The organism is Listeria immobilis (assembly GCF_014322765.1).
Classification (GTDB): domain Bacteria; phylum Bacillota; class Bacilli; order Lactobacillales; family Listeriaceae; genus Listeria; species Listeria immobilis.
On the sequence record NZ_JAASTZ010000017.1, the window covers coordinates 1 to 18,191 of the forward strand.

The window sequence follows — 18,191 nt, forward strand, 5'->3', positions numbered from 1 at the left end:
ATCATATTTAAATAATACTATATATATTTAATACCTGTCAATATAAAAATGAAATCGTTTTCTTTTTATAACAAAAAAACTCTGAGTGAAGCTTCTCAGAGTTTTTTCTTATTCAAATAACATATCAATAATTGCTTCTTTTTTAATATTTCCAAAGTATTTTTTCATATCGACTGATTCAAAAATATTACTAACCGTTTGTCGTTCGAAACGAATTCCACTCATTTGATTAGCTAATTCAGCAACATCTTCTGTACCAAAAAAATCACCATAAATTGTCGCTTCTTTTATTCGACCTTTATTTAACTCCAATTGAAATTCAATTGTGCCTGCTGGAAATCTTTTTTTGCGTTTTATGCTAGCTTTAGGTGACTTTCCATAGGTCCAATCCCAGTTGAGGTAACGTTCCACACGTAATTTTTCGATACCGGCCATATCCGCTTTTGTAAAATGATACCAGGGAATATTTGTTGTACCAAAAATTGATTCTAATAAAATTTGTTTAAAAGAGTGAATATCCATATCTTCTGCTAAATGTTCACGTATCGTTGTCACACGGCTTCGGACAGATTTCACACCTTTCGATAGATACTTTTCTGGGTCAACTTGCAATGCTGCTTCAAGCCTATCTAGATCAACATCAAAAAGTAGCGTTCCATGGCTATAAAGTCGACCTTTTGTGACAAACTGGGCATTGCCACTTATTTTCTTTCCATCTACCTCGATATCATTACGACCACTTAGCTCGGCATTAACACCTAACTTTTGAAGGGCCTGAATAACTGGTTCTGTGAATTTAGCGAAATTTTGAAAGCTATCTCCATCATCTTTGGTAATCATACTAAAGCTGATATTTCCCTCATCATTATATACCGCTCCACCACCAGAAAGCCTTCGCAGTACATCAACATGATGCTGCTCCACAAATGTCTGATTGATTTCTTCTAACGTGTTTTGATTTTTACCAACAATAATCGTTGGTTTCATGCGATAAAACATAAAATACGTTTCATTTTCATCTAAAAAACGCAAAGCATATTCTTCCATTGCAAAATTATATGCTTGATCAAGCACGTCTTCATTATCTAAATAAATCACGTTTTTAAGACTCCTTTTTTGCTTTAAGTGTAATCTGTATCACTTCTGGGTCGTTGAAAAGTCGTGGGATTATAGTAGCATTTCCAAGTCCACGGCTAACAATTAGCGCTTTTTGGCCAGCACGATGAATACCTGCTGTCCATTTTGGTAAAAAGCCTTGACCAGGAGCGAATAATCCTTCTGTAAGCGGAAATCTAAATTGACCTCCATGAGCATGACCAGATAATACGACATCAACCGGATAGGCTTGATATAAGGGCCAAAACTCCGGCCGATGCGCAAGTAAAATCGTAAAGTAATCAGGCGATAAATGATACGTTGCTTCGTCAAGTGATGCCGTTAATGCTTCTTTTTCCCATTCGCTTTTTGGTAAATCGGCTGCTAACCAATCCTCTTTCGAAAAACGTGGATCCTTTACGCCTGCAATCATAATAGCAGCGTCATTTTTCTTTAGAAAGTAGCGTTCATTCTCAAGTACTGTGACTTGATGGGCTTCCATATCCGCCTTAAAATCTTCATAAAAAGCGCTTCTACCTTCATGATTTCCGCTCACATAAAATGTCGGAAAAATTTTTGCTAGTTTTCGCACTAAAGCCATTGCGACAACAGGAGATTCATCCCCGTCCAGTATATCGCCTGTTAAAAATACGGCATCTGGAGCTAGTTCATTCACCATACTTAACAAAGGATTATTATATAAACCAAAACTTGCACTGTGCAGATCTGAAAGTTGAACAAAGCTTGCTCCATCCCATTCTGCTGGTATTTTATCAGACACTATTTCATAACTAGTGCATGTTAAATGTTTTGTCGACCAATACGCATACCCTGTAAAAGCAGCCACTGCGCCAAGTATACCCCAACCTATTTTTTTCATAGATAGAATGCTCCTAACTAAATTTGCTGTATGGTTCATTATAGCAAATCTAATAAGAACTCGCTTTATTTAATTACACTTCTATCTGATATTTTTTTAATTTTTGTAAGTCTGCCGGGCTCACTTCTGCTAAGATTTTTGTTCCATTTTCCAGATACTCAGTCTCCAAAACTTTGGCATGATCATTTAAATAAGCAACAATTTGCCCTGCTTCAAATGGAATCAGATATTCACATTTTTTATAGCTAGCGAATAGTTCTTTTTTAATGATTTCAGTTAAAAATGCTAGACTTGGTTGTTCTCGTGCGGAAAAAACTATTGTATTGTCGGTTTGTTTTGGATAGATTTCGTCCTCTAAAAGGTCTGCTTTGTTATAAGCATAAATAACTGGAACATCTTCTACACCAACAGCTTTCAATGTTTCTTCGGTTGTTTTCATCATCGTTTTGTAATGCGGGTCAGAATAATCAACTACATGAATGAGTAAATCTGCATCACGAGCTTCTTCTAGCGTGGAACGAAACGCTTTGACAAGTTGATGTGGTAACTTACTAACAAATCCAACTGTATCTGTTAGTAAAAATTGTTTGTTGTCTGGTAACACGATTTCGCGGACGCTCGTTTCAAGTGTCGCAAAAAGCATGTCCTGCTCAAAAACTTGTTTATTTGTTGTTTCACTATAAGCTCGTACCAAACCGTTCATCGTAGTTGACTTCCCAGCATTAGTATAGCCAACAAGTGATACGACCGGAATTTCATTTTTCTTCCGTTTACGACGACGTACTTCGCGGTCATCCACAAGCACAGCTAACTCTTTTTGTAAATGGCGAATTTGATCTTTAATCGTTCTGCGGTCTGTTTCAATTTTCTTTTCTCCAGATCCCCGATTGCTAAGCCCGCCTTTTCCGCTTTGTTGATCCATATCTTCGCCTTGCCCAAAAATTCGTGGTAGTTCATATTGAAGTTTTGCAATTTCTACTTGAAGTTGGGCTTCTTTTGTTTTTGCTCGATTCGCAAAGATGGCTAAAATCAAACCCGTTCTGTCCATCACATCCAGTTCAAGCGTTTCTTCTAAGTTTCGTATTTGTGACGGCGATAATTCATCATTAAAAATAATTAACTGAGCTTCTTGCATTTCTGCTAGCCCTTTAACTTCATCTACTTTTCCTTTACCAACATAGGTTGCTCGGTTTTCACGATCCATATTTTGTCGCAGTTCTCCCACAACTTTCATATTATTTGCAGCCGCTAAGTTGGCTAATTCTTCCATTGAATAATCAAAATCTTTTTGTTTTTGGCTCACACCAACGATTAATACTTTTTTCTCCATAAAAAAGGACCTCCTGAAATAGATTCAGCGCGGTCAGGGTTTCTGAGTAAAATAAAACACAAAAATAGCATCAAAAAGATACTAGCTCGCTGTTAAAAAAGGGAAAACTCCCCCTTATTCTACCCATATTTATTTTGGGTGCCATTCATGCACGCAAGACCAATCCCGTTATCCATACTAAATAAGCATAGATATTCCCGCACTATTAAATTAGTTGCATAGATTTTTTGGGAAACGTAGTCTAATGTAATGCATGATGGACAACCCTCCGTTCGATTTAAGTTGCTCTTAGTTTAACATGATGGCTATTGTTTCGCAACTACTTATTACTAAATTGGCCGTTCCAACTGAAAAATTTCACCTAGTTTTGTATAATCATTTCCAGCCATTCGTCCAACTGGTGCCAGTGCTTCTGGTAAAATGTATCCATTCTCTTTATCAAAAACTGTATCGTCTACTTCATATGACTCTACACGTGCAAGTATTAAGTCAGCCACCACTTGTCCTTCATCATCAGCAATTGGAATTAACGCCTCTAACTTAGTCGTTAATACGATCGTTGCTTCTACAATTTTAGGTGTTTTCATCTCTGGCACCAGCGCTAAATTTAAATTAGTAAGTGTCACTTCACTAACGTCAGGAGCTAGTCTAGCAGCAGTTTTATTTACTTCTTCTACCATTTCTTCATTCACAATATGAATATTTAGCTCTTTAGTAAAAGCAGCATTTCTTGCAGTATCTTTCTGCTCTCCGTTTACACGCTGAACGGCAATAGAAATAATTGCTGGATCACTTGAAACTATATTAAAAAAACTGAATGGGGCAGCGTTCACCGTCACCCCATCTTCAGCAAGTGTTGTTACAAAAGCAATTGGTCGCGGAATAATACTTCCTGTCAAAAATTTATAATTCTCTTTTTGTGTTAAATCAGCACTTTTAAAAATAGCCATCTGTCTACCTCACTTTTGGTTGTTTTGATACCATTTTTTTGCCTCTTCTAATTCTTCCATTGTTAATGCATGCCCTGCAGCTGTCCAAACTGTTTCTACTTTTGCTCCACGTTTTTCTAAAATTTCCACAAGTTCTTTGGAAGCTTCCGCGGTAATTAGTGGGTCATTTAAACCTGCTGATAAAAAGACACTTCGATGGTTAATTGAAAAATCTGGTTGGTTATTTCCTGCTGGCATTGCATGAAACAAAATTGCTTGGTGAAAACTATCTTCTGCTTGAAGTAGGGCATTAGCTGCAATATTGGCTCCATTAGAATAACCAACTGCAATAATTTTTTCAAAATCCAGCTCATATTTCTGCGCTAATTCCCGTGTTGTGTCAATTAGCTCTTTTGTTTTGATCTCTAAATCATTTAAATCCAAACTGCCATCATGGAATCGTTTAAAAAATCGATTTGCACCGCCCTCTTTAATATCACCCCTTAAAGAAAGAATTGGCGCATCACTGTTGATAAATTCAGCTACTTCGATAAGTGATTTCTCATCTCCACCTGTACCATGAAGTAATAATAGTGGTGCAAGGTCGTTCTTCTTACCTGGAATAAAAAGATGCTCCATGAATATTCAACTCCTTTTTGTATCAATGGGACGAACCATTTTTTCGATTTCTGCTCTTTTTGGTTCTAAAAATGGTGGTAAAGCAAGTTTTTCTCCTAGCGTTTCATAAGGTTCATCGTTTGCAAATCCTGGACCATCTGTTGCAAACTCAAATAAGATTCTCTCTGATACTGGAACATATAGCGATTCAAAATAAAAACGATTTACATAGCCAGAATTTGGTATTTCAATTGTATTCATTCGTTCAATCCATTTTTGCAATTCATCATTATCTTCTACACGGAAGGCTACATGGTGAACGCCGCCATATCCTTGCATCGCTGCTGGAATATCGGTTCTTTCTTCAACGATAACTTGTGCGCCATTTCCACCTTCACCAACTTCATATAAATGCAAACTATTTTCTTCTGCTACTTTTCTAAAACCAAATATTGATGATAAGATTGCCTCCATATTAGCTAATGAGCCTACTGTTAAAAATACTGGTCCTAAACCGTAAATAGCATATTTTTCTGGAACAGGTCCATTTTTCCAAGGGATTCCTGGGGCTACACCTTCATCATTTTCATCTGAAATAAGTTGTAGCTGTTGATCATCAAAATCCTGGAATGTTAGATATTTTTTACCAAATAGCGTTTTAATATCACCATGCGGAACTTCTAACTGGTTAAAACGATTAAGCCAATATTCTAATGCGGCATCTGTTGGTACACGGAAAGAAACACGCGAAATACTATCTGTACCATGTCGTCCTTTTGGTAAATTAGGAAAATCAAAAAATGTCATATCTGTTCCAGCAGACCCTTTATCATCTGCAAAAAACAAGTGATACGTATGAATGTCATCTTGGTTTACAGTCTTTTTCACTAAACGCATCCCTAAAACTTCTGTGAAAAACGCATAATTTTTTTCGGCACTACTTGTCATCGCTGTTACATGGTGGATTCCTTTTAACTCTTTCATCATTATTTTCCCCCTCCAAAATAAGTTTCAATTTCCGTTCTTTTTTCCTCTAAAAAGCTTGGTAAAGCAAGTTTTTCTCCGAGTTTTCCTAGTGGTTCATCCAGTGTAAAACCTGGTTCGGCGCTGGCAAATTCAATACGCAGCCCACCTGGTTCTCTGATATATAAACTTTTAAAGTATTCCCGGTCTACAAATTCTTCTATCGTCAGTTGGTTTTGAAGTGCGATTTTGTGCAGTTCGTCAACATCAGCTTTTGTTGCGACTGTATAAGCAATATGGTCAATCGTTCCTCGTCCAGTTCGTGATTTTTTCTCTGAGAAAGTTTGACCGAATCGTGTAAAGCTCATTTGGTTTCTATCTACTAATACCCCATTCTGGCTTTCTAATCCAAAATAAGTCATGAAAAAATGGCTTGATTTAGCTGGATCCGGCACATGATAATCAGCCCCTAGTATCCGAACGACTTGTTTCGCTTCTGGTATTTCGGTATGAATAGTTGGGTGCGATGTGGTTTCAGCAATTTCCATTAGGATGATACCCATTCGGTCGGGATCGTATAAGCTTAAAGCCTTCTCTGTTTTTTCAAAAGGTATAGCAAAATCGGTTAGCCTTTTTTCCCAGTAGTTGGTTGTGTCTTTAGGTATTCCTAACGTGATATTACCAAAATAGGACCGTTCGTAATAACTTGAACCAATTTTTGGAACTTCAAAAAATGTGAGCAAAGTTCCTGGAGTACCTGCATAATCTCCATAAAACAAATGTCGCATCTTAATATTTGCTTGATTGACTGTATTTTTGACGAGCCTAAGCCCTAATATATCTGAATAAAAATGGTGATTTAGAGTAAATGATTTGGTTAATGCAGATATGTGATGTATTCCTTGAATCATTGGTTTATACCTCCTTTTTGATTACTAACTACAGTTTATAACTAAACTAATGAAAAAGAAAGTGATATGCTCACAAAAAGTAAGTAACTTTTATTGCACGTAAAAAAGAGCGCAAATCTGCGCTCTTTAATAAACATCTCTTTTAGTGAAAATAAAGTAAGATAAGACGAATGCGACTAACATCCAAACTGTTAAGACGAGCATCGAAAAATTCAACGTCATTCCTTCCACTGGTGGACTGGATCCGTTTAAATAGTTGGTAAGTTGTAGATTAACCATAAATAAATATTTCGCACTTGGCCAGGAGCTGACGAGATTGGTTAGGATAGTTCCGGTAATTAGAGAAGCAAGCATAATCCCCATTACGGCTGCGGTTGAGCGAACGAGAACCGAAACAAACATGGTTAACACTCCGACAACGACACTAACAAACCAGGCTAGTCCAAATTCCATTAATAAAAGTTGCCAAACAGGAAGCTGATATACATCTGTTGTACTTATTGCACCATCTTTTATACCAAATCCAGTGAGGACAGGAGCATTCCAGCCACCATAACCGAAAACAATTCCTGAAATTAAGTAAGCAATAACTGCCGATAAAATCATAATAGCAGAGATGGATAGAAGCATAGAGATATACTTACTTGTTAATATTCGCCATCTTTTTACTGGTCTCGTAAGTAAGAATTTCATCGTCCCTGCGCTCGTTTCAGCAGAAATTAAATCTGCTGCTATAACCATAATAAACAGCGGAAATAGTAGGCTAATCCCATTTTCGACAAATGTTTTTAAAAATGTTGGTGCGCCTGGTGCATTTGGATTAATATCATTATCTAAATAATATTGAAGTTGTCCGACTAACACTTGGAAATATTTTTGATATTCTTCTGGAAGTCGTCCTGTACCAAGCCTGTTTTCAAGATCGACAATCTCTTGTTGCGTCTGTACATGCCAATCACTTGTCCCCGCTTGTTTTTCATCTTCTTGATACTGTCTAAACTGCGCATATGTAAAAATAGCTACGATGATTGCAACTAATGCTAAGATGACCATTAAACGCTTTTTGCGCCATAGTTTTAGTTGTTCGTTATAAACTAAATTAATCAATCGACTGACCTCCTGTTAATTCTAGGAATAGGTCTTCCAAAGATGGTTTACGTTTATCAATTTCGTGTACTTGAATACCTTGTGATACAAGCTGCTCGTTCCATTCCGCACTCTTTTCATTAACAGGTGTAATCAAATATTCCCCATCAATTTCGAATTTAGTATATTTTTTAAGAATATTTTTTGCGCTTTCAAAAGGAGTTACCCGCCAGCGAAGTTGTTCGCGGGAACTAAGTAAATGCGCTACTTGATCTGTTTTAATAATAGTTCCATCTGTCATAATTGCTACCCGATCACATAATAATTCAATTTCACTGAGTAAATGTGACGAAACGAGTACACTAATCCCTTCATTTTCAGCAAGTGCACGGATAAAGTCACGCATTTCGTGAATACCTGATGGATCAAGTCCATTTGTTGGTTCATCCAGAATTAATAATTTAGGATTAGAAAGTAAGGCCTGAGCAATCCCAAGCCGTTGACGCATACCAAGCGAATAGGTAGACACACGATCATTTATTCGTTTTTCTAAACCTACTAATGCAGTTACTTCTTGCATTCGTTCTCTTTTTATTGATGGATCCATCCGAGCAAAATAAGCGAGATTCTCTTGACCAGTTAAAAAACCATAGAATTCCGGATTTTCAACAATAGATCCAAGACTGCGCATCGCTTCTGTGAAATCTTTTTGAATATCTGCCCCATTAATTAGAACCTTTCCTGACGTTGGCTTAATTAGGCCAACGATCATCCGGATGGTTGTCGTTTTCCCCGCTCCATTCGGTCCAAGAAATCCAAATACTTCTCCTGGCATAACCTCAAAAGAAATTCCTTTTATTATTTCCCGCTTACGAATTTTTTTGTATAAATCAGTTACTTGAAGTGCTGGTGCTGCCATCGCTTTTTTCTCCTCCCGTTTGAATTACCTCGGTTACACGTTTGCCAATCAATTGATACCCGGCATGATTCGGATGAAATTTATCTGTGGCTAAATAGGCTGCTCCATTTTGTTGGAATAAATCAAACGTCGGAATATAAATAATATCCGGCTCTTTTTGCGTTAAGTTTTGGCTCTCCATATTCCAATTCGCTACTACACTTGACATTTCTGTTGCATTTTCCAGTGTCATAAATGGATTATAAAGACCAATATGAAAAACTGGGGCAGTTAGGTTTAATTTACGAATCGTTTGGTAGATTTGTTGTAGATTTTTTTGATAACTAGTTTCTGCTTGTTTAATAGCATCACTTGCAAAATCATCTAAAGCTTCCCCACCACGAAATAAATCATTTCCACCGATTGTCATTAAAATAACATCCGCTGACTTTATTTGGTTTTGTACTTCTTTTTGATCTAACTGTTTTAATAATTGCGCTGATTTTGCACCACTAATTGCTAAATTTACATTTTCCACATTTTTAGTAGTTTTTTTGTAAAAGTCGTCTACTACTCGGACATATCCGCCACCTTCTACATCCCCTACCCCATAAGTAAGCGAATCCCCAAGTGCTGTAATTTTAAAAGTAGTTTGTTTTTCACTCGCTTTTGACTCATTTTGGGTTGGTTCTTTTTTAGTTTCGTTTGCTTGGAGGTTTTTCTGCCCCAACCAAATGGACGCAACGCCAATCATGCTTAGAATAAGTGCTATAGCTGAAAAAAACAACAGAAATTGAACCGCCTTGCTTTTTTTCATTGCTTCATCGCCCACCTTTTTATGCGGTTTATTTAGGGTTAAGTATACCATATTTCGAGTTTTACCTCTTTTATTTATCTTATAATCTGGAAAGCCACTTAAATCTTCCTCCGATTAAATTTTAACGCAAATTATAAATGCCGTTTTTCCTAAATTAAAAAAAGTGTCCTATGACAAAAACCTCTTGTCATATAACACTTTTTTCATTTTAGTTACTGTAAAATCGCCTTTGTCAAATCGTCCACAAAGTCTTGTTTATTCTCGCTTTTCGAAGCTTCTGAAATTGCATCGATATCTTTTGGTTGTTTATCCCAACGTCCAGAATCAGCGGTAACTGCGATATGGATACTTTTATCTTTGTTATCGTTCATAAATGTAGTGACATTTTCAGGAATATCATCAGATTGAACGGTTGTAAATAGGACTACTTTATCATAATCATCGGCATTTACTTTATCTAATTTGGTTGTATCCATAATCGAAATATGCACATTTTTATTCGCCATATCTTGCTCAATTTGGTCGATAACACTATCTTTAAAATCGCTTCCTTGTGTAGCTAGTAATACGTGATCTCCTGTTGCTGATTCATTTATTTCCGTGTTTGGAGTAACATCCATTGATTTTAAGAAGCGATATGAAAGCATCACTCCGGCAAAGATAACTACGGCAATTCCTACAATTATAAGACTGATTTTTACTGGTTTTTTCATTTTTTAAATTCCTCTTTTCGTTTTATTCTGATCGTAATGCTTCTGCTGCATCGAGTTTTGCGGCTTTTGTACTCGGATAGATGGAGAAAATAAAGCCGATAGTAATGGTTATTGCAAGTGTTACTAGGAAATTCCAAATAGAAATATGAATCATTTCTTCAAAGCCAATCCTTGTTTCTAAAATCGGACTCACAAGTTTTGCGATAGTAATTGCTACTGCACTTGATAACACGTTGGCTAAAATAATGATATAACTTGCTTCCATCATAAATAGTCCGCGGATATGGCGCTTACGATAACCAATCGCTCGAAATACACCAATTTCTCTTGTCCGTTCTACAACACCGATATAAAGCACAATTGCAATCATTACTCCAGCTACTGCTAAGGAAAGACCTGCAACAAAAGCAATTAAATACACGATGATGTCAGTAAATTGACTAAAAGTATCTACAAAAGCATTCGCATTAGTAATCGAATAGTTTGCCCATGTCTTATCATTCTCGTATTTTTCTACTACTTCTTCGGCTTGTTTTGTTGTTTTTGTAAAAGCATCTACAGAAAGAATCGGTTTTTCAATTCCTGTATTTTTTATAAAATCATTCATCGTTTTTGTAGAAACATTAAATCCACTTGCAAACCCTTCTTTAGACGGATTTGTAATACCAGTAATAACTGTTTCTGTTTTTACAGTATTGGTCGTTTCGCTATTTCTACCGGCAAATAGTAATGTTATTTTTTTACCGATTAGTTTATCAGCTTCTTTTTTGGTTAACTCAGCTGTATCTGATTTCCCAAGCGCTTTTTTGGCAACACTTGACGGAATGACTACTCCCGATTCGGCACTTTGAACCATTTCCCCGCTCAGTAAATATTCATCTTCTACTGTTAAATCTTCATAACGTGCTGGTTTAAAATTCGCTTCTTGCATTTCATTTGATGCACCTTGCAAATCTTTTCCATTGTATTCAAATTTTATTCCTTGAATTGTTGTACGCTCATAAACTTCCGAAATATCTTCATCCTGATAAAGCTGCTTAATTTTTTTAACTTCACTTTCGGTTAATGGTGTTGTTGGTTCGGGTGACTTTGATCCACCATCTTCCATATAGTAGGTGGTTATTTGATTTGGGGAGAAAGTTGTTCCGAAAATTTGAGACAAACTTTGGTTAACACCATTCCCAAGACCAAAAGCTAATAAGATGGCGATAATTCCAATGGATGTTCCAAGTGCAACAAGCAAGTTTCGAAATTTCCGATTAAAGAAACTTCGAAAAGAAATTTTAGCAATCGCCCAGCCATTTAACCGCAACTTTTTTCCTTTTTTCAGAGTGAATTTTTGCGTTATTTCTTGCTTTCTTTCAAATGAAATTACTTCCCCGTCCGCAAGTCGAAGGACCGCGTCGGTTTTATCAGCAATGTTTAAATCATGTGTAACTACAATGACGGTTGTGCCTTGTTTTGTTAAATCTTTTAACAATTTAATAATCTCATCGGATGTAACACTATCAAGTGCGCCGGTTGGTTCGTCAGCAATGATCATATCTGGGTTATTGGCTAATGCTCTTGCAATTGCGACTCGCTGTTTTTGTCCACCAGAAAGTTGTGATGGTTTTTGCTTTCCGAAATCTTCTAAACCAACCTGTTGAAGTAAATCCATTGCCCGTTTATTTCGTTCGCTTTCCGATAACTCTGGATTTAAATATAACGGAACTTTTACATTTTCTAAAACAGACATATGTCCGACTAAATGGAAGCTTTGGAAAATAAAGCCAATATGATTAAAATGATATTTATCCAAATCAATTGTTTGTAAATCTTCCCCATTATATAGAACTGATCCGTCGTAATCCGTATCTAGCCCGCTAATAACATTTAGCAACGTAGATTTTCCGCTTCCACTTTTGCCGATAATGGCAGCGAATTCTCCGTCTTGAATTGTAGCATTAATATTTTTCAAGACAGGAACTTCATTTTTCTTTCCTAATTTATAGGATTTTTGTAGACCTTTAATTTCTAACATTTAGTTCTCTCCCTGTGTTTAAATTGTGTCGACTTTTTTCGTTTTATAATAAAGATAACTTCCTGCAATAATCGCACATAAAGCTCCATTCCAAACAATTGATAGTAACGAAATCTCAAAATGACTGTTCGGCAAAATCGAAATAACTCCGGCGCTATTATAAATATGCAAGTAGTACTCTGCTAATAAATTGAAGATTAAGATGCCAAACAGAAGAAAAATCACGCCTGCTTTTTGTACATAGCTTGTCTTTACATGGTCCTTCAACCAACTTACTGGAATGACAAAATAACAAACAAACATAGAGATAAACAAAAACATCATGCCTATTCCTGATACAAAGGCTAGTCCGTCCCCTGCTGCAATACGTCCAGTTTCCAGTCCGTAATACCATATAAACGCACTTTGAACTAGAATTATTACAACTGCTGCTAAATAGGCAGCAAATAGTTTTCCAAAGAATTTAGTTGTTTCTGAGTGTCGTGAAAGAGATACAAGTGTTAAGTTTTCTTTTGAAGTGTCTAGTTTAGTAATTTTCCATGTTGTTATAAGAACTAGTAGCAAGCTCATTACCGTGGTTCCTCGGATAGCTCTAAAAAGTAAATCCGAACCTTCCAATAGGTTCATTGTCACTCCAACTAAGTTAAGTCCTAAAATTATTGCAAGCCCGATAACAAGAATTGGACTGATTTGTTTGAGATAAAAAGTAATCATTTTTTTCATTTGTTCATTTCCTCCTTATAAAAATCAATTAATGAGTTGCCAGTTTCTTCGCGGTAGCTTTCTGTATCAATTGTTTTAAGCGACCCTTTTTTAATAAGCCATAGCTGATTGTAAAGTTGCTCGGTTCCTTCTAAATGATGTGATGAAATAATAGTTATTCCATCTGGATCAGTTCCACTAATAATTGCTTTCATTACTTCTGAACGAGCTAGAATATCTATGTTGGCAAAAGGTTCATCATAAAGGTAGAGCTTCACCTTCCTTGCTAGAACACTACCAATTTTCACTTTCATTAGCATACCAGTAGATAATTCTGCTAACTTCAGTTGTTTATCAATTTGCCAAGTAGCAAGTAACTTTTCCCATTTTTCTAATTGAATATCTTCAAAAAGAAAAGCATATTGTTTCATATAAGCTTCAATGGCGATATTTTTTTGCGCAAACAGTTCGTTACTTAGGTAAGCTATATGCTGACGGATGTCGTTGCTGCTATATATTTGGCCATCTAACTCGATAGTGCCTGTATCGGATTTCTTTAAATTTGCCAAGATATTCAGCAAAGTTGTTTTCCCGCTGCCATTTTCACCTGTAAGCACAATCATTTCGCCAGGTTTTGCTGTAAAATTCGCATCCTGTAATATTAATTGATTTGCGTAGGATTTTGAAACATTATTTCCAACTAACATTATTTTTCTACCTCCTTTGTGTTCATCACCCAAGCAATTATTTTTTCTTTATTTAGACCCAGTTTCAGCATTTCAGTAATAAAGTTTTCTGTTAGTTGTCTTGCTGTCTCGTTTTCCAATTTCTCAATTCTCCTCTTGTCTTCTGTCAAATATTTACCAGTGCCACGAATCGTGTAGATAATTCCTTGCTCTTCTAATTCAGCGTAGGCTCGTTGTACTGTTGTCGGGTTTACTTCGAGTTTTAAGGCCAACTCTCTTACAGACAATAATTTGTCGCCACCTTTAAAAACTTCTGTGATTATTTCTCTATGAATAAAGTGAACTATTTGCTTATAAATAGGTTTACTGTCATCAAATTTCATAATTTCCTCCTTTCATCCGTGTCACTGTATCACCCAGGTCACACTGGCTATGCATGTAATATATCAAAAGAAAATCCGGTCATTTATACATATAATATATTCAAAAAGTGATTTTACAGCTGATTTCCTGTTTTTAATGTTTAAAAGCTAGTCTTTACAAGCGTTTAGTCGTAGTCACAAATCTTTCACCACTAAATTTCAAAGAAAATAGCGTATAATAAAGAAAATCCGATAGAAAAGGAGTTTGAGTATGTCAACCAAACTAGATACCGTTCTTAACTATTTAAAAGAGTTTCCTGATTACTATAAATATGTCTCAAAGAAAACCTATACTAGGAATGAAAAGATTATTTTAAAAGAAGAGAAATCAAAACATATTTTCTTTGTCGTGGAAGGTTTTGCTGCGGTAGAACTCGAAGATCCACTTAGAAAAACAAATTACATCTCGATTTTTGTGTTGCCGAGTAATATTTTAGGAATTGATACTTTTTCGAGCTATCCGAAAAAACAACATAGTATTTCTGTTATGAGTAATAGGCTTGTTCTTTATAAAATTGAAGTAGAATTTTTACTAAATGTATTAGCGATGAAACCTGACGTTAATGATTTTTTATTAGCAAGTATGGCGGACGTTTTCGCAAGGCACTATGCATTACTTGCAATGATTGCTAAAACACCGAAAGAACGTATTTTGATGGCATTTCAGAACCTAGCCGCTGATATGGGGATAGAAAGCGAGAATAATGAAACGGTTATTTTGCCGGAATTTATCAATCAATCCGTGTTAGCGAGATATTGTCGCACAACACAACCGAATATTTCTAATTTGTTAACAGAATTAGTGGAAGAGGGTTTTTTAGCAAATAAAAAAAGCCCTTATCAGATTGATAAGGACTCGTTAGATTATGAATGAGTTTTTCTTCTTCTCAGTAAACTAATCGCTAGGAAAATGGCTGTGAAACCGACTACACTATAAAGAATACTATCTAATGTATTGTCGCCTGTTGTTGGAAGTTTCCACTGGGAAGCACTAGTTGACTGCTCACTTTGGACAACGGTTTCTTTTATTTGGTTCGGTTGATTTGGAATGAAAGATGGAGCGGGTTTGGTTGGGTCAAGCGGATTTGTTGGGTCAACCGGCACATCTTTCGCTTTCACCGTCACGTTAATTTCCGTTTCTGCTCCATCATACATATATTTCACAGAATAAACACCTGGTTTAGTCGTATCTACTGTACCTTCTACAGTAACCTCGTCAAAAGGTACTTCCTTTCCATCTTGATCATAGGCAGTGTCAAAATTGTCTTTCGCATTCCAATTATCTCCTACATAGATGGTAGAATCGTGTGCAGTTACTTTTGTTTGATTGGTTTTATACGTATAAGTGACTGTTTGGCTGTCTGCTGTAAAACTTCCACTTGCGTTCGTCGGAAGTTTGGTTTCATCCACAATCCAACCAGAAATATCTTTAGCTGTTGGTTCATAAGGAGAGTCTATTTTTCCAGTTAATGTATCTGGTTTTGCTACCTCTGCTCCATTTTCATCCAAATATTCCACGGTTACCAGTGCCCCGTCTATTTTGTCATATACGTAGGTCACAGTCTGTGGTTCATCCGTTAGAGTTCCGATTGTGTTAGTAGGAAACTTCGATTGATCCAGTACATAGTTAGGGATGGTTAACTGATATGCTGGTCTTCTAGCGTCATAATCGTCTCCCACGTCTCCACTAATTTGTTTCGAATCATGAATAGTGGCCCCATCTTCATCGACATATTGAATCGTCACATCTTCAGCTTGAGTTGGTAAAACCTGAATAGTTACGTATGCTTTATTTTACGGATTGTTAAATGCTTCATCAAGCACAAAGCCAAGACTATATGTGCCAGCCTTCCAATCTGTAAGCGGAATGCGCACCTCTTCTGTAAGTTCTCCATCGTAAATGACTTTCTCAGCATTTTCGTCTGTAATCGTTACGTGATGTCCAGCAAAAAGTTCTGATTCAAACATGTAAGCTGCTTTTAAATCAATATATGTTTTACTCCCTTTTTGAAATGGAGTAAAAATTGTACTATTATCCAAATTAGGAAAAAAAAATTACCTGCTTCTATGCCCACTATAAGGATTGTATGGTGTCGGATAAATAAAGGTATACGGAGAGTAAACGCTAGGAACATTATCCATGCTGTTAATTGTTACCTGATTGCCAGAAACATTGACTTCATTCGTTCCTGTTCTATTCTCGTATAGGCTAAGTGGTAATTGCCCCACGAGTTGATTAGACTGCAATTGGATTAAATCGATATTTCCTAATCCATCCGGGACAGTTCCTGTAAGTTGATTGTAATTCTAATCTCAGTGTATTCAAGTGTGGTAACTCGCCTAATTCAGCTGGTATAGTTCCCGTCAGATTATTGCTATACAAAAGCAAACTCTCTAAGGAATAGTTTTTTTGTTATTTTTTTCATTTTGCGTGGTAACCTCCTGCAAAATTCTTGATTGACAGGTTAAATAATACTACAGCGAACGTCAGAAAATTACCCTTTCTTCAAAATTTCTGGCTTACTTGTGAATAATTTGTGACTCTTATAGAAAACTTGACTGAATTAACGCATCTCAAAAAATATAAACGCTTGAAAAATCAGATTATACATCTAATTTCCCAAACGTAATTTTTATAAATAAGCTTTTTATTCTGTTTTGGTCAAAACTCCAATCATTTCCGTTTGTTTTAATATTCGTTACGTTTCGAACTTTACCTTAACTTACAAATAGTAAATACTGCCCATAATAACGCTACCTTCTGATTTAAAGATTGTACTTTTCAAGTTACGCCCAGTCATCGATTCAATTTCATGCTTCAATGCACGAATGAGTCTTGTTACACCTTCCGTCATTGTAACTCATTCCTCCTCAGCTTCTATATCGGCAATCATTTCCACTCGTTTTGCATGACGTCCACCTTCAAATTCTGCTTCTAACCAATTTTGAACGATCATTTTTGCTAGCTCAGCGCCAACTACTCTAGAGCCAAATGCTAAAATATTTGTATTGTTGTGCTCGCGAGATAATTTAGCAGAATACGGTTCGCTACAAACCACTGCACGAATTCCTTTGACTTTATTTGCGGCGATAGAAATTCCTACACCTGATCCACAAATAAGTATTCCTAAGTCTGAATTTCCAGCCGCAACATCTTCTGCAACTTTTTTGCCATATTCTGGATAATCCGTTCTTTTATTTGAATACGCACCAAAATCTTTCACTTCATGACCTAGTTCTTGTAAATACTCTATTATAACTGGTTTTAGTTCGATACCAACATGATCATTTCCGATTGCAATTTTCATTGTAATTCCTCCAATTTGTCACTTTTTAATTCCTGGATAATTTCTTGATAACTGGCAGACTTTCCAAATAACGAAGATGTACCAAGAACAAAACCTTTTACACCCATTTTAGAAAGTTTAGCTATTTTATTTGGAGCAATTGCCCCATCTACCATGATTTCAAAAGAATAATTCTGTTTTACAGTTAATAATTCACTAATTTTCTGATCGACATAATCAAGGTAAGCTTGGCCTGCAAAACCTGGGTTTACGGTCATCACCATGACATAATCAATAAGTGGCAATAATTCTTTTACAGTTGCAATTGAAGTCCCAGGATTAATCGCAATTCCAGCTTTTTTTCCTTTTTGTCTTATTTTATCTAATGTTCTTGCTGGGTGGGTGTCTGCTTCTGGATGAATATAAATAATATCCGCTCCCATATCTGCAAATGTCTCGACATAATTTCCAGGATTCCTAATCATTAAATGAACATCCACTAATTTCTTCGTCTGTTTTCTGATCTCTTCAAAATCTTGTAATCCCATTCCAAAATTCGGTACAAATTGTCCATCCATAATATCAATGTGGAAAATATCGCTTCCCGCTTGATCTAATGCTTCTACTTCCTGCTTTAGGCTAGCAAAATCTGCACACATCATTGAAGGACATATTAACTTATCGTTCATTATTAGTTCACTCCTTTGAGATAACGATTACTCATGAATCAAATAAAAAAGATGGTTTGTTTTGAGTAATCGTTTTACCATTTCGAATTAAATATATCACCATAATTTAATTATGTCAACGCTTTATTTTTTATTCTATTTG

21 protein-coding genes are annotated in these 18,191 nt (G+C 36.1%); 1 reads left to right on the forward strand and 20 read right to left on the reverse strand.

Going from position 1 to position 18,191, the window contains the following annotated elements; genetic code table 11:
- Positions 1–108 precede the first annotated feature (108 nt).
- The 15 genes from HCJ50_RS12340 to HCJ50_RS12410 all read right to left on the reverse strand — a co-directional run bounded on the left by HCJ50_RS12340 (position 109) and on the right by HCJ50_RS12410 (position 14,034).
- Positions 109–1,098, reverse strand: a complete 990-nt coding sequence (locus tag HCJ50_RS12340; RefSeq protein ID WP_185395740.1) for a lipoate--protein ligase — start codon at positions 1,096–1,098, stop codon at positions 109–111.
- A 4-nt stretch (positions 1,099–1,102) separates the two neighbouring features.
- Positions 1,103–1,975: a metallophosphoesterase gene (locus tag HCJ50_RS12345; RefSeq protein ID WP_185344980.1), complete on the reverse strand. Its 873-nt coding sequence runs from the start codon at positions 1,973–1,975 to the stop codon at positions 1,103–1,105.
- A 73-nt stretch (positions 1,976–2,048) separates the two neighbouring features.
- Positions 2,049–3,305, reverse strand: a complete 1,257-nt coding sequence (gene hflX, locus HCJ50_RS12350; protein ID WP_185344978.1) for a GTPase HflX — start codon at positions 3,303–3,305, stop codon at positions 2,049–2,051.
- A 329-nt stretch (positions 3,306–3,634) separates the two neighbouring features.
- Complete coding sequence (locus HCJ50_RS12355; RefSeq protein ID WP_185344976.1) at positions 3,635–4,255, reverse strand: flavin reductase family protein; 621 nt, start codon at positions 4,253–4,255, stop codon at positions 3,635–3,637.
- A 9-nt stretch (positions 4,256–4,264) separates the two neighbouring features.
- Positions 4,265–4,873 carry an alpha/beta hydrolase gene (locus HCJ50_RS12360; protein WP_038406887.1) on the reverse strand — a complete coding sequence of 203 codons (609 nt, stop codon included), beginning with the start codon at positions 4,871–4,873 and terminating at the stop codon, positions 4,265–4,267.
- 6 nt (positions 4,874–4,879) lie between these two features.
- The gene (locus tag HCJ50_RS12365; RefSeq protein WP_185395739.1) at positions 4,880–5,839 is read right to left on the reverse strand and encodes a ring-cleaving dioxygenase; all 960 of its coding nucleotides are present in this window, start codon (positions 5,837–5,839) and stop codon (positions 4,880–4,882) included.
- The gene (locus HCJ50_RS12370; RefSeq protein WP_185344972.1) at positions 5,839–6,726 is read right to left on the reverse strand and encodes a VOC family protein; all 888 of its coding nucleotides are present in this window, start codon (positions 6,724–6,726) and stop codon (positions 5,839–5,841) included. The genes HCJ50_RS12365 and HCJ50_RS12370 overlap by 1 nt, the downstream gene beginning before the upstream one ends.
- 126 nt (positions 6,727–6,852) lie before the next feature.
- Entirely contained in the window at positions 6,853–7,833 is a 981-nt protein-coding gene (locus HCJ50_RS12375) for an ABC transporter permease (RefSeq protein WP_185344970.1), read from the reverse strand.
- A complete protein-coding gene (locus HCJ50_RS12380) occupies positions 7,826–8,731 on the reverse strand; it encodes an ABC transporter ATP-binding protein (RefSeq protein WP_185344968.1) in 906 nt (301 codons plus the stop codon). The genes HCJ50_RS12375 and HCJ50_RS12380 overlap by 8 nt, the downstream gene beginning before the upstream one ends.
- Positions 8,703–9,527: an SGNH/GDSL hydrolase family protein gene (locus HCJ50_RS12385; RefSeq protein WP_185344966.1), complete on the reverse strand. Its 825-nt coding sequence runs from the start codon at positions 9,525–9,527 to the stop codon at positions 8,703–8,705. The genes HCJ50_RS12380 and HCJ50_RS12385 overlap by 29 nt, the downstream gene beginning before the upstream one ends.
- 212 nt (positions 9,528–9,739) lie before the next feature.
- Entirely contained in the window at positions 9,740–10,240 is a 501-nt protein-coding gene (locus HCJ50_RS12390; protein WP_185344964.1) for a hypothetical protein, read from the reverse strand.
- A 22-nt stretch (positions 10,241–10,262) separates the two neighbouring features.
- The gene (locus HCJ50_RS12395) at positions 10,263–12,263 is read right to left on the reverse strand and encodes an ABC transporter ATP-binding protein/permease (RefSeq protein WP_185344962.1); all 2,001 of its coding nucleotides are present in this window, start codon (positions 12,261–12,263) and stop codon (positions 10,263–10,265) included.
- Between the two features lie 18 nt (positions 12,264–12,281).
- Positions 12,282–12,986, reverse strand: a complete 705-nt coding sequence (locus HCJ50_RS12400; RefSeq protein ID WP_185344960.1) for an ABC transporter permease — start codon at positions 12,984–12,986, stop codon at positions 12,282–12,284.
- On the reverse strand, positions 12,983–13,672 hold the full coding sequence (locus HCJ50_RS12405; RefSeq protein ID WP_185344958.1) for an ATP-binding cassette domain-containing protein: 690 nt from the start codon (positions 13,670–13,672) through the stop codon (positions 12,983–12,985). Before HCJ50_RS12405 ends, HCJ50_RS12400 begins: the two co-directional genes overlap by 4 nt.
- The gene (locus tag HCJ50_RS12410) at positions 13,672–14,034 is read right to left on the reverse strand and encodes a GntR family transcriptional regulator (protein WP_185344956.1); all 363 of its coding nucleotides are present in this window, start codon (positions 14,032–14,034) and stop codon (positions 13,672–13,674) included. Before HCJ50_RS12410 ends, HCJ50_RS12405 begins: the two co-directional genes overlap by 1 nt.
- A 250-nt stretch (positions 14,035–14,284) precedes the next feature.
- On the opposite strand from HCJ50_RS12410, the gene HCJ50_RS12415 reads away from it, so the two are divergent.
- Complete coding sequence (locus HCJ50_RS12415; protein ID WP_185344954.1) at positions 14,285–14,947, forward strand: Crp/Fnr family transcriptional regulator; 663 nt, start codon at positions 14,285–14,287, stop codon at positions 14,945–14,947.
- Here the strand turns inward: HCJ50_RS12415 and HCJ50_RS15850 are convergent.
- From HCJ50_RS15850 to rpe, 5 genes are all read right to left on the reverse strand, one after another.
- Positions 14,938–15,819, reverse strand: coding sequence for a MucBP domain-containing protein (locus HCJ50_RS15850; protein WP_311769582.1), 882 nt, complete (start codon positions 15,817–15,819; stop codon positions 14,938–14,940). The genes HCJ50_RS12415 and HCJ50_RS15850 overlap by 10 nt on opposite strands.
- Before the next feature lie 48 nt (positions 15,820–15,867).
- Entirely contained in the window at positions 15,868–16,041 is a 174-nt protein-coding gene (locus tag HCJ50_RS15860) for a hypothetical protein (protein WP_260443029.1), read from the reverse strand.
- Positions 16,042–16,796: 755 nt separating this feature from the next.
- A complete protein-coding gene (locus tag HCJ50_RS15865) occupies positions 16,797–16,928 on the reverse strand; it encodes a hypothetical protein (RefSeq protein WP_260443028.1) in 132 nt (43 codons plus the stop codon).
- A 6-nt stretch (positions 16,929–16,934) separates the two neighbouring features.
- Positions 16,935–17,381, reverse strand: a complete 447-nt coding sequence (gene rpiB / locus HCJ50_RS12425) for a ribose 5-phosphate isomerase B (protein WP_185344952.1) — start codon at positions 17,379–17,381, stop codon at positions 16,935–16,937.
- Entirely contained in the window at positions 17,378–18,049 is a 672-nt protein-coding gene (gene rpe, locus HCJ50_RS12430) for a ribulose-phosphate 3-epimerase (protein WP_185344950.1), read from the reverse strand. The genes rpiB and rpe overlap by 4 nt, the downstream gene beginning before the upstream one ends.
- Positions 18,050–18,191 lie beyond the last annotated feature (142 nt).